The sequence below is a fragment of the Rhizobacter sp. P3_B12 genome (assembly GCF_056402895.1).
The window spans coordinates 1-4,893 of the sequence record NZ_JBFUGN010000446.1; the positions used below are offsets into that span (position 1 = coordinate 1).

General features: G+C 70.0%; 5 protein-coding genes. 2 read left to right on the forward strand and 3 right to left on the reverse strand.

Annotated elements, in window-relative coordinates:
• From AC1D01_RS20805 to AC1D01_RS20815, 3 genes are all read right to left on the reverse strand, one after another.
• Window positions 1-579 (reverse strand): CPBP family intramembrane glutamate endopeptidase (locus AC1D01_RS20805; protein WP_477869625.1); only part of this gene is annotated, 579 nt, incomplete at its 3' end.
• Between the two features lie 110 nt (window positions 580-689).
• The gene (locus tag AC1D01_RS20810; RefSeq protein WP_477869627.1) at window positions 690-1,766 is read right to left on the reverse strand and encodes an alkene reductase; all 1,077 of its coding nucleotides are present in this window, start codon (window positions 1,764-1,766) and stop codon (window positions 690-692) included.
• A 91-nt stretch (window positions 1,767-1,857) separates the two neighbouring features.
• Window positions 1,858-3,030 (reverse strand): protein kinase family protein, encoded by a 1,173-nt coding sequence (locus AC1D01_RS20815; protein WP_477869629.1) that lies wholly within the window; start codon window positions 3,028-3,030, stop codon window positions 1,858-1,860.
• A 75-nt stretch (window positions 3,031-3,105) separates the two neighbouring features.
• On the opposite strand from AC1D01_RS20815, the gene AC1D01_RS20820 reads away from it, so the two are divergent.
• Window positions 3,106-4,140 (forward strand): substrate-binding domain-containing protein, encoded by a 1,035-nt coding sequence (locus AC1D01_RS20820; RefSeq protein WP_477869631.1) that lies wholly within the window; start codon window positions 3,106-3,108, stop codon window positions 4,138-4,140.
• Between the two features lie 46 nt (window positions 4,141-4,186).
• On the forward strand, window positions 4,187-4,893 hold a 707-nt coding region (locus AC1D01_RS20825), incomplete at its 3' end, for a hypothetical protein (RefSeq protein ID WP_477869633.1).

The window sequence follows — 4,893 nt, forward strand, 5'->3', positions numbered from 1 at the left end:
GCAGGTCAGCAGCAGGTTGGCGAGCAGGAACTGGATCGCGAGCACCGGCAGCTTCGGCGCGAAGGCGACCTGCTGCACCGACACGGCCAGCGCGAACACCGCCACGGCCGTCGCGGCGAAGGTGAGGCCCGCGGCGGCCAGCGTGCCGCGCCATTCGCGCAGCGTGCCCGCCCGGGGCGCGAACGCGGCCAGCAACAGCAGGCCGGCCGAGCCCTTGTCGAAGTTCAGGTACTGGGTGAAGGGCAGCGCGTCTGCGGTGAAGCGGATGCCGTCGTACAGCTTCGGGTTGCGAAAGCCCGGCACCACGTGCACGAACAGCGCGATCGCGAGCGCCGCGGCCAGCACCATCAGCACGGCACGCAGCCAGCGCGCTTGCGCCCACCGGCTGCCGAAGGCGAAGGCCGCCAGCAGCGCGAGCGCCGCGACCGCGGGTRCCTGCAGCACGCCGCCGGCCCAGGCCGTGGCGATGGCCGCCAGGTGCAGCACCGGCCACAGCGGCAGGCGGCGGCCCGCGACCGGCAGCGGCGGGATCCACACGGCACACAGGGCCGCGCACAGCAGGACGAAGGGGAGGCTCATCGAACGCTCATTGAACGATCAGGCCTCGCTCCAGCGGCGGAACGAAGCACCGGTGCGGGAACGATCGGCGACGGGAGTATCGCGCGATGTTCCCACGACGGCGCCTGTCCTCAGGCCGTCTGCACCGCGTAGTCGGTGTAGCCCTTGGCGCCCGGCGTGTAGAAGGTCGAGAAGTCCGGCGCGGTCAGGGGCGCGTCTTTCTTCAGCCGCTCGACCAGGTCCGGGTTCGAGATGAACGGCCGGCCGAAGGCGACCAGGTCGGACTGGCCGGCCTGCAGCGTCTTCTCGCCGCTCGCGCGGTCGAAGCCGCCGGCCAGGATGAACGGGCCCTTGAAGGCTTCGCGCAGCGCGGCCTTGGTGGCGGCCGGAATCGCGGGCGCGCCCATCGCCGAGTGATCGAGCTCGTGCACGTACAGCAGGCCGATGGCCGACAGCTCCTTCACCAGCGCGACGTACTGCTCGTCGACGCCGTCGAACGGGCCGGTCGCGTTGAACACGCCGTGCGGCGACACGCGGATGCCGACCTTGCCGGCACCGATGCGGTTCGCCACCGCGCGCGCCACTTCGAGCGCGAAGCGGTTGCGGCCGGCCGCGCTGCCGCCATAGCCGTCGGTGCGCTGGTTGACGTTGCCGTTCAGGAACTGCTCGATCAGGTAGCCGTTGGCGCCATGCAGTTCGACGCCGTCGAAGCCGGCCTCGATCGCGAGCTGGGCCGAGGCGGCGTACTCGGCGACCACGTGGTCGATGTCGGCCTGCGTCATCGCACGCGGCGCGCTGTGCGGCTGCATGCCGTTCGAATCGGTGTACATCTCGCCGGGCAGCACGGCAGCGGTCGGGCCGACCACTTCGGCGCCGGCCGGCAGGTTGGCGGCGTGCGAGACGCGGCCGGTGTGCATCAGCTGGATCACGATCTTGCCGCCCTTGGCGTGCACCGCGTCGGTCACCAGCTTCCAGCCGGCGGCGTGGGCAGCGTTGTACAGGCCCGGGATGCGCGCATAGCCGAGGCCGTTCGGCGACGGCGAGGTGCCCTCCGTGATGATCAGCCCGGCGCCGGCGCGCTGGGCGTAGTACTCGGCCATCAAGGCGTTCGGCGTGTTGGCCTCGACCGCGCGGCTGCGCGTCATCGGCGACATCACGATGCGGTTGCGCAGCGACAGCGAGCGGAGGGTGGTCGGTTCGAAGAGCATGGGGCTGTCCTTGGGTCTGGCGGGATGGGTCCGGAATTTGTCCGGAAAGGCCCGCATCGTAGGACCGGCGCCGACCGGCTGTCGGCAGTTGTCAGGAGGCCTTTTCAGGCCGAGGCCATTCGTTCGGACGATGCATGCCTTCGTGGTCTGAGGTAGATGCAGGCAGCTGGAACTCGACCGCCTGCCGGCGCCGTTGCTCGTAGCGTGCGATCAGGCCGGGCCGGTCGAGGGCCGCATCCTCGCCCTGCCAGGCGCCGTGTGCCGCCAGCGCCCCGTGGTGCAGCCGCAGCGCCTGCAGCAGCCAGTCGGCGCGCGCCAGCGTCGCCGGCGTGCAGGTCTGCCCCTTCAGGTCGTCGTCGAGATCGGTGGCGTGTGAGCGCCAGCCCTCGCGCAGGTACAGGTCGGCCAACGGCCCGGCGAGCGCGGCGCGCCACGCGCTGCAGATGCCGTCCAGCCACTGCAGCACCGTGGCCGTGGCGCCGTCGGCAGCCAGCTGGCTGCGCAGGCGCTCGTACGCGTCGAGTGCGATCGCCTTCTCCATGCGGAAGGCGCGCAGCGCGGCGTCCGCACCATGGCGGCTCTCCAGCTGCAGCAGCCAGCCGAACACGTGGCGCGATTCGATGCGCTCGGCCAGGTGGTGCTGCGGCGCGCTCAGGCCGGTGCCGGCGCTGTTGAAATGCCGCAGCGGGTCGAAGCGATAGAGGTAGCCGTAGTCGAACAGCCAGACCTGCCGCGCGTCGCGCAACACGTTGCCGGGGCAGAAGTCCCATTCGAAGAAGCCGGCGCGCAGCAGCGCGAGGCCGCTGTCGAACAGCTGGCGCAGCCCGGCCTCGTCCCAGTCCTGGACCGGTTTGCCGGCGATCCATGGCGACACGATCAAGCCCTGCTTCAGCGACGCGTAGACGGTCGGGCTCAGGCCGGGGCGTTGCAACGCGGGCAGGGCGGCCATCTCCGAGCGGCGCTGCACCTCGTTGAGGAACGAGGTCTGGCCGTCGACACCTTGCACCTTGCAGGCGCTGCGCGCGCGCTTGACGGCCCAGTCGCGGCCGCCGACGTGCACGCGGAACACCTCGGCGGTGAGTCCGCTGTCGTGCAGCTCGCGCACCGCGGGATGGCGGGCGTCGAGCCGCATCAGTTCGGCGGGCGGCAGCGGGCAGTCGGCGGCGTGGCCGACCACGAGGTCGCGGCCGGACGCCACCCAGTCGAGCTGGCGCTGGCGCCGCAGGTGTTCGATGTCGGTGTTGATGCTGGGCAGGTTCGTCATGGCGGGCCGGATTCTRCCGGGTGCGACGCTATAGTCAACGCGCCCTGTCAGCCGCCCGCCTGTATTTCCGATCCGATGTCGAAACCTGTTCCCGAACGTTCGCGACTCACGCTGGCCGATGTGGCCGCGAGCCTGGGCGTGAGCCGCACGACGGTGTCGAACGCGTTCAACCGGCCGGAGCAGTTGTCGAAGGACCTGCGCGAATCCATCCTCGCCCGCTCGCGCGAGCTCGGCTACTACGGGCCCGACACGATGGCCCGCGCGCTGCGGCGGCGCGAACTGCGCGAGGTGGCGGTGGTGTTCCACCACGACCTGCGCTATGCGTTCGGCGACGAGCTGAGCCTCGACTTCCTGCGCGGCGTCACGCGCCAGCTCGACCTGCGCGGGCTGAGCCTGCAGCTGATCCCGAAGCTCGGCCGCCAGCTGCTGCTGCAGGCCGCGTTCCAGACCACGGCCGATGCGCTGATCGTGCATGCCGAGATCGGCCCCGAGGTGGTGCCGCAGGTGCAGGCGGCGCACAAGCCGATCGTGCTGGTCGACACGCAGGTGCCGGGCACGCCGTCGGTCTGCCTCGATGACCGCCAGGGCGCGGCGCTCGCGATGGGCCATGCGCTGGCCGCGCGGCCCGATGCGGTGCTGGTGATCACGTTCCCGCTCGACGATGCCGAGCGTGCGCGGGCGCTCGGTGTGGAGCCGGATCGAAGCCCGTTCGTCACGTCGGAGCGGCTGAGCGGCTATGCGCAGGCGGTGCGGGCGCAGGGCTTCGACGAGCGGCGGGTGTTCTGGGCGCCGGTCGACGACAGCGAGCCCGAGGCCGCGGCCGCGCAGGCGGCGCAGGCGATGCGCGAGCGGCTCGCGCCGTACCGCCGGATCGCGCTGGTGGCGATGAGCGACCGCATGGCGCTCGCGGCGCGCAGCGTGATCGTCGACTGGCCCGGCACCACGCTGGTGGCGGCGGTCGGCTTCGACGACATCGCGGCGGCCCGCGCGGCCGGGCTGACGACGATCCGGCAGAACGCGGTCGTGAAGGGCGAGACGGCGGTGCGCATCGTGCTCGACGGGGAGGATTCGGTGCTGCTGCCGCTGGAGTTGATCGTTCGCGATACGTAGTCCGTTTGGCAACTGTCCGCGGCGTGGCGGAACCGTCGACGCGGCGATGGCACTCACCCTCGTTGTCAACGAGGCGRGAGTGCCATCGAAGGCGGCGCTGATGTGGCTGATCGGTACCCACTTGACGGAAGGCAGGAAGGGCGCGCTGATCGCACTGATCAACAAGTTCGAAGTTCCGTTTGTTGGCGTTCGAGTACGAACAAGTCAGTCCGTCGGAATTCTCATTGCACTGTTCAACGCGTGTCCATCCTTGCGTGGTCTCGGCCTGATCAAGGCGCATCTCCATGTAGACGAAGCGCAAGAGCTTGCATCGTCCCTGGCGGGTTGCAGGCAAGTGGCCATGCTGGAGGTTGTTGTCTTGCGAGATCTCGCCCAAGGCCTGGCGGATCATCGCCGACAGACTTCCCGACATGCACGGGCTGGAGTGCCTGCATGTTCAAGCCAAGGTGGGGCCATGGTTGCCGGGTTTGAGCGAAGGCATTGCCCGCAGTTTGTCGCTGACTTCACTCGAGCTCTCCTTGTCGGGCCTCGAGAGGGGGGCGCGGCATTGTTGGGCGAGGCCCTGCGGGGCAATCGCTCTCTGACAAGCCTGGCGTTCGATGTGAAGGCGGGCTGCGACGTGGCCGAATCCTTCATGAAGGGGCTCGTCGAGCCCGCTGAGTACCACCGCGAACACGATCCATTGCCTCGGCTGGCCAAGCTCAGGCTGGTGGCTCATCCGCCCACGAGGAACGAGGCGCAGCAGTTTGTCGC

What these genes read in the sequence shown, in the direction of transcription:
- AC1D01_RS20810 (WP_477869627.1), bottom strand. Translation starts at nt 1,766, where the DNA reads ATGCTCTTCGAACCGACCACCCTCCGCTCGCTGTCGCTGCGCAACCGC.
- AC1D01_RS20820 (WP_477869631.1), top strand. Translation starts at nt 3,106, where the DNA reads ATGTCGAAACCTGTTCCCGAACGTTCGCGACTCACGCTGGCCGATGTG.
- AC1D01_RS20815 (WP_477869629.1), bottom strand. Translation starts at nt 3,030, where the DNA reads ATGACGAACCTGCCCAGCATCAACACCGACATCGAACACCTGCGGCGC.